9 protein-coding genes are annotated in these 6,104 nt (G+C 35.0%); 7 read left to right on the forward strand and 2 right to left on the reverse strand.

Translation table 11 applies throughout. From position 1 onward, the window contains the following. Window position 1 precedes the first annotated feature (1 nt). From F8M47_RS05360 to F8M47_RS05390, 7 genes are all read left to right on the forward strand, one after another. Window positions 2-529, forward strand: a complete 528-nt coding sequence (locus tag F8M47_RS05360) for a chromosome segregation protein (protein ID WP_150539143.1) — start codon at window positions 2-4, stop codon at window positions 527-529. Next, entirely contained in the window at window positions 522-926 is a 405-nt protein-coding gene (locus F8M47_RS05365) for a pilus assembly protein PilP (RefSeq protein WP_150539144.1), read from the forward strand. Before F8M47_RS05360 ends, F8M47_RS05365 begins: the two co-directional genes overlap by 8 nt. A 10-nt stretch (window positions 927-936) precedes the next feature. After that, entirely contained in the window at window positions 937-2,193 is a 1,257-nt protein-coding gene (pilQ, locus tag F8M47_RS05370; protein WP_150539145.1) for a type IV pilus secretin PilQ, read from the forward strand. Between the two features lie 159 nt (window positions 2,194-2,352). Further along, complete coding sequence (gene nusB / locus F8M47_RS05375) at window positions 2,353-2,766, forward strand: transcription antitermination factor NusB (protein ID WP_150539146.1); 414 nt, start codon at window positions 2,353-2,355, stop codon at window positions 2,764-2,766. Between the two features lie 65 nt (window positions 2,767-2,831). Then, a complete protein-coding gene (thiL, locus tag F8M47_RS05380) occupies window positions 2,832-3,797 on the forward strand; it encodes a thiamine-phosphate kinase (protein WP_150539147.1) in 966 nt (321 codons plus the stop codon). Between the two features lie 8 nt (window positions 3,798-3,805). Then, window positions 3,806-4,279: a phosphatidylglycerophosphatase A family protein gene (locus tag F8M47_RS05385; protein WP_150539148.1), complete on the forward strand. Its 474-nt coding sequence runs from the start codon at window positions 3,806-3,808 to the stop codon at window positions 4,277-4,279. Between the two features lie 11 nt (window positions 4,280-4,290). Next, the gene (locus F8M47_RS05390; RefSeq protein WP_150539149.1) at window positions 4,291-4,917 is read left to right on the forward strand and encodes a LysE family transporter; all 627 of its coding nucleotides are present in this window, start codon (window positions 4,291-4,293) and stop codon (window positions 4,915-4,917) included. 56 nt (window positions 4,918-4,973) lie between these two features. Here the strand turns inward: F8M47_RS05390 and F8M47_RS05395 are convergent, their stop codons facing one another. Further along, on the reverse strand, window positions 4,974-5,981 hold the full coding sequence (locus F8M47_RS05395; protein WP_150539150.1) for a TrmH family RNA methyltransferase: 1,008 nt from the start codon (window positions 5,979-5,981) through the stop codon (window positions 4,974-4,976). A 31-nt stretch (window positions 5,982-6,012) separates the two neighbouring features. After that, the coding region (locus tag F8M47_RS05400; RefSeq protein ID WP_150538174.1) for an IS3 family transposase at window positions 6,013-6,104 on the reverse strand (92 nt) is incomplete at its 5' end.

Here is a 6,104-nt window from a genome sequence, read left to right on the forward strand (position 1 = left end):
TGTGTTTGATATTAGTAAAGCCTACTTATTGCCTAATGGTTATATATTTAAGTTTTTATCTTATATAAATGAAAATTTTAAATTAGTGATGTTTAGTATTTTTGTGTTTATTACAGGTTATCCAGTTTATCATTTTGGAATGGAGTATGTTTTAAGAGAGAATTTGAGGTTGGAAGCAGTTAAATTAGCCGAAGATATAAAACAGAAACAGGCGGTTTATCAAACATTTCTCCAACATCAAACTAATTCAAAAGAAAAAGAACAGTATATAAGCCAGATAAATCAACAACTTCAGAAGGTATTTGCTTATCATCAAGTAAAATTAGAACAAATGCAGTGGAATTTAGACTTGGAAAAATCAATTTATTTTTCGTTAAATCATAAAGTGACTACCATCTTTAAATTGATTAATGATTTATCAAAAACAAAACATATCAAATTTAAAGAAATTGATTTAACTAAATTAAATCATGAAAAACAGATACAATTAAAAGCTATTGTCATTTTTATGGAGGATAATCATGAATAAATGTTTTTTAGGGGTGTTGATTTATTCATCAGTCAGTTTTGCAGAACCATTTTATGGAGAAGCATCAATCAATGGAAATTTAGATGAAAATAATGAATCCTTAATTGTAAAAAATAGTGAAAGTTTGACCGCTTGTAGCCAACCATCATTAGAAAAAATACGCTATGTACCGCTTAAATTATCACAGCTAAAATTTATTGGTGTATTAGAAAAAGATAACAAATATAAAGCAATATTTATGACGCCAGAAAAACAAATATTTGATTTACAGATAAATGATTGGTTATCGGATGAACAAATTCAAATTGTTGAAATAAGCCTAAGTGCTATCAAGTATATTGATTGGCAATACGAGAAAAATTGTAATTCACCTGCCAAAATTATTTTAAAATTATAGGAAGTAATAAATGCAAAAGACAATTTTGTTATGTTTTTTTATATCGTTTTCCACATTGGCTAATGGATTTTCTCTTTCACTCAAAAATGCACCAACAGCAGAAGTGATAAGTTATTTAGCAGAAGAACATGGGAAAAATATTGTATTAAGCGATAATATTGAAACAAATACGACGTTACGTATTGAACATAGTGACTTTGATAATGTATTGAAAAGTATTGTGAGAGCCAATCACCTCACAAGTTCGTATGAACAACAGATCTATTTTATTCACAATAAAAAAGATGAAAAAGTGCCAGCATCCGTATTAAACCCAGAAATACTCAAGCCAAAGCTAATTACTAAAACGATTAAACTAAATTACGCTAAGGCGGCAGAAGTGATTGAATCTTTAACTAAAGGAAGCGGTAATTTTTTATCAGAGAATGGCTATCTACATTTTGATGATAGAAGTAATAGCTTAATTGTTAAAGATAGCTCTGCTTCTATGAAAAATATTGTGAAGTTGATTAAGAACTTAGACAAGCCGACAGAACAAATAGCGATTGAAGCAAGAATTGTGACGATAAGTAGCGAAAGTTTACAGGAGCTTGGTGTACGTTGGGGAATGTTTTCACCAACTAATGGGCATCATAAAATTACGGGCGCACTTGAAGCAAATGGTTTGCCAAATAGCAATCATTTAAATGTGAATTTCCCCGTAAATAATGCCGCTTCTATTGCTTTGCAAGTAGCAAAAATTAATGGGCGAGTGCTTGATTTAGAATTAACCGCATTAGAACAAGAAAATAACGTTGAAATTATTGCTAGCCCTCGTTTGTTGACCAGCAATAAAAAAACAGCGAGTATCAAGCAGGGGGCTGAAATTCCTTATGTGCTTTATAATCGTAAAGATGAAGTGAAAAATATTGAGTTTAAAGAAGCGGTACTGGGGTTACAAGTGACTCCGCATATTTCAAATGATAAGCAAATTTTGCTTGATCTTGTGGTTACGCAAAATTCCCCAAATTCAAATAGTTCTGCAGTTAATGGTTTAGTAACAATTGATAAGCAAGAGCTAAATACGCAAGTGCTTGCTAAACATGGTGAAACGATTGTGCTGGGAGGTATTTTTCAGCATTTAAGCACCAAAGGTGAAGAGCGAGTCCCGATTTTAGGCTCAATTCCAGTTATCAAAAAGTTGTTTAGCCATTCAAGCGACAAAATTAGCAAACGAGAATTGATTATTTTTGTAACGCCTTATATTGTGCAAAACCAAAAACAATAAATTTATTACTATTCCTCATAGAAATTACCGCAAAATAGGATAAATTGTGTTAAAATCCCTCGCTTAAATTGCAATAAGTGATAGCTTGATTGCATACGGATTTTTGTGTGGCGATTTACTTCGTCACAATTTGCTCTTTATGATAAACGCAGAGGTTTTATGAAAGTTTCTCCACGTCGCCGTGCCAGAGAGTGTGCGGTTCAGGCTCTTTATTCTTGGTATGTTTCGCAAAATAGCGTAGAAGAAGTTGAATTAGCATTTGTAACAGATCAAGATATGAATGGTGTTGATTTACCTTATTTCCGCAAATTATTACGTGGCACAGTATTATATGTAGAAGCGATTGATAGCGAACTTCGTCCGTTTTTAGATCGTGCAGAAGATGAAGTAGATCCAATTGAACGTACTATTCTTCGTCTTTCAACGTATGAATTAAAATATGAACTTGATGTGCCTTACAAAGTGGTCATCAATGAAGGGATTGAAGTTGCAAAAGTATTTGGTTCAGATGATAGCCACAAATACATCAACGGGATTTTAGATAAATTAGCGCCAGCTTTAGGTCGTAAATAATTGAGTTATAAAAAGAAGGTGAGCGTAGGTTCGCCTTCTTTTTTGTTTATTGAAAGGGGAGAATAATGACGGAATTTGAAGTAATTGCGCAATATTTTAAACGTAATAACAAGCGTACGGATGTTGATTTAGCGGTTGGGGATGACTGTGCCGTTACAATGCTAAAACCCAATCAGCGTTTAGCTATTACTACTGATACATTAGTATCTGGAACGCATTTTCTTCCGTCTATTTCGGCTGCGGATTTAGCCTATAAGACACTGGCGGTAAATTTAAGCGATTTAGCTTCAATGGGGGCAACTCCTGCTTGGGTTTCCTTAGCTTTAACGCTACCAAAAGTCGATCATCAATGGCTTGCGGAATTTAGCCAAAGTTTATTTGCAGTGTTAGATCGCTACCATGTTGATCTTATTGGCGGCGATACCACGAGTGGGCCACTTTCTCTTACTCTAACTGCACAAGGGATTTTACCAAAAGATCAAGGATTGTTCCGACATCAAGCACAAGTTGGCGATTGGATTTTTGTTTCAGGTAGTTTAGGTAATAGCGCTGCAGGTTTATCGCTTTTATTGAACAATTGTAAAATTTTGGATGAATCTGACCGCTATTTATTGCAACGCCACTTGCGTCCTACGCCAAGAATTGAATTAGGGCTGACTTTACGCGCATTTTCTCGCTGTGCGATTGATATTTCTGATGGTTTGTTGGCAGACCTTGGACATATTTTAACTCGTAGCCAAGTTGGCGCTGAAATTGAATTAGATAATTTACCGCTTTCTTCTCATCTTATCGCAAAGTTTAGTGAATCAGAGGCAATTAATTTTGCTTTAACAGGTGGAGAAGACTATGAATTATGTTTTACGGTTGCGGATAACAAGCGGTCGGAAATGGAGCAAATTTTACGTTCGCAAGGGATTAAAGTTACTTGTATCGGTAGAGTCACACCAGCAAGCAATGGCTTGATTTTGCTCAAACAAGGTGAACCCGTTCCCGTGCCAACTCAGGTTGGTTTTGATCATTTTAGTGAATAAAAATAACAATGAAAAAGTTTAATTTAAAAAATCCAATACATTTATTTGCCACGGGGTTTGGCTCAGGCTTAATTCAGCCAGCACCAGGCACTTGGGGATCGCTTGCAGGCGTTTTGATTGCAATTTTATTATGGAATTTGACCGCTAGTTCACTGTTTTTTATCGGGCTTAGCTTAATTGGCTTTATTGCAGGCTGTTATATTTGTGATAAAACAAGCCAAGATTTAAATGTACATGATGATGGCAGAATTGTGTGGGATGAAATTGTTGCTATTTTTATGATGTTTGCTTTTTTGCCTGAATATAATTGGTTGTTATATATACTGACTTTTATTTGCTTTCGTATTTTTGATATATTAAAACCCTATCCGATTCGTTATTTTGATGAAAAATTAGAAACGGGCTTGGGGATTATGTTTGACGATATTCTTGCTGCAGTTTATGCGTTATTAGCATTGCATTTAATTTATTGGTTTATTTAGGGAAAAATATTATGCTTACTATTTTATTAGTTCATCTTGCAGGCTTAGCAAGTCCTGGTCCAGATTTTTTTTATGTTGTGCGTAAATCAGCAAGCCATTCAACCAGAGCGGGTATTTTAGCTGCAACAGGTATTTCATTAGGGATTATTTTTTGGGCTAGCTTTGCAATTTTTGGCTTAGCATGGTTAAGTAATAACATTGGCTCACTTTTTCAGTATTCTATTATGATGATTGGTGGTGCATATTTAGCATATATTGGCTCTTTGATGGTTAGAGTTACCCAAAATGCTACCTTTAATAATAGTGTAGAGAATGTTGTTCGATTAAATAGTTTTGATGAAATTAAAAAAGGATTGTTAATTAATATTTTTAATGCAAAAGCAGGTGTTTATTTCACTAGTGTTGTTTCTGCTTTTATTGGAAGCTTTTCTCAAACCTACGAGCTATTTATTTTATTATTTTTATTTGTATTCTCGACTTTTATTTATTTTGTGTTAGTTGCTTTATTATTTTCTCGTAAACCTGTGCGAGTATTTTATTCAAAATACAGTCGTTATATTGATAATATCGCGGGTGTTATTTTTATTTTATTTGGTTTGATTTTAATTTTTGATGGAATAAAAGGGCTAATTGGTTAATTTCAAAATGTAATAAAAAAGGCTTACGTATTCGGTAAGCCTTTTTGTTTGGTATGTTAAGCTATGTGAGTGAGATACCACTGATTCAGCACAATGCCCGCACTTACTGCTACGTTTAAGCCACTATTTAATGGGTTTTCAAATGAAAGTTGCAGATTGGTATCTTCTGGATATTCAATTTCTTGCGTTGGAGTTTCGCTGAGCACAAAAACTGTTTTTTCCGCAAGTTTAGTTTTAGCGAGTGAAGCTACTTGTTTATTACGTGTTAAATGCACAATTTGATAGCCAGCATTGCGTAATTGGGTGAGTGCAATTTGTTTGTGCTTAGTTTCAAGTGGGCGAATAAATTCTAAACCACCTTCCGCAACACGAGCTGCTGCACTTGAATTGAGTGTATCGGTGCTCTCAACAATCACACCGCTTACGCCATAAAATGCGCAAGTACGAATAACGCCACCGATATTTTGCGCATTATGTACTGCATCCAATAACACTAAACAATCACGTTTGCGAGGCACTTGTAAATAACCTTCTAATGAGAATGGTGTCATTTTTTTGACTAATAAGCACATATCGCCATGGTGTTCTGTTCCTGTTACACGCTCCATTTCAGCACGATCAACCACATGATAAGCCTTTTTATGTTCGGCTAAGTAGCTAAGCATTTCACCTAATTTTTTTGCACCTTCTACGGTTGCCCATAAGCGCACAATGGCGTTGGGTCTTTGCTGGAATAAGGTAATACAAGCATTTTCACCGTACACTTTCATTTCTTCAGCACGGTTTTTCTTAATTTTTTCTGGTGCACGAGGTGAAAGCGCGCCTGTTTTTTTCTCTTTTAGCGCATTATTGATGCCTTTTACGCTAATTTGTACACTGCCTTCACCACTCGCCTTTTTACCACTGGTAGGGGAAAGCACTTCACGAACTTCTTGCCGTTCAAAACGGGCTTTTTTGCCAGCGAATTTCGGCTTATCAAAACGAGGTTTATCTTCAAATCGGCTTGAGCGAGTAGCTGGTTTACGTTCATCGTTGCGATTTGAATTGCGGCTATTGCCAATGATCTGCCCCCCAAAAGTTGGACAGGTTAGTACACTATAAATATTGAGCTCTGTATTGTGCAGGGCTCAATCCTTTTAAATCCATTTTAATACGCTTTTGGTTGTAATACATCACATATTCTTCCA

This window comes from Actinobacillus vicugnae (assembly GCF_901687125.1).
Taxonomy (GTDB): Bacteria; Pseudomonadota; Gammaproteobacteria; order Enterobacterales; family Pasteurellaceae; genus Actinobacillus; species Actinobacillus vicugnae.